Source organism: Streptomyces sp. SID13726 (assembly GCF_010548375.1).
Classification (GTDB): domain Bacteria; phylum Actinomycetota; class Actinomycetes; order Streptomycetales; family Streptomycetaceae; genus Streptomyces.
On sequence record NZ_JAAGLY010000310.1, the window covers coordinates 1 to 490 of the forward strand.

At 68.4% G+C, this 490-nt stretch carries 1 protein-coding gene; it reads left to right on the forward strand.

Going from position 1 to position 490, the window contains the following annotated elements; genetic code table 11:
- Positions 1–490 (forward strand): succinate dehydrogenase/fumarate reductase iron-sulfur subunit (locus G3I78_RS47795; protein ID WP_164436876.1); only part of this gene is annotated, 490 nt, incomplete at both ends.

Here is a 490-nt window from a genome sequence, read left to right on the forward strand (position 1 = left end):
CTGCGCGCCTTCCCGGTGGTCCGCGACCTGGTGACGGACGTGTCCTTCAACTACGAGAAGGCGCGCGAGGTCCCGGCCTTCGTGCCGCCGCAGGGGGTGGCCGCGGGCGAGTACCGGATGCAGCAGGTGGACGTGGAGCGCTCGCAGGAGTTCAGGAAGTGCATCGAGTGCTTCCTGTGCCAGGACACCTGCCACGTGGTGCGCGACCACGAGGAGAACAAGCCCGCCTTCGCCGGTCCCCGCTTCCTGATGCGGGTGGCGGAGCTGGACATGCACCCCCTGGACGCGGCGGACGAGGCGGGCCTCGACCGCAAGCGCACCGCCCAGGAGGAGCACGGGCTCGGCTACTGCAACATCACCAAGTGCTGTACGGAGGTCTGCCCCGAGGGCATCAAGATCACCGACAACGCGCTGATCCCGCTGAAGGAGCGGGCGGTGGACCGCAAGTACGACCCGCTGGTGTGGCTGAGCAGCAAGATCCGCAAGCGTG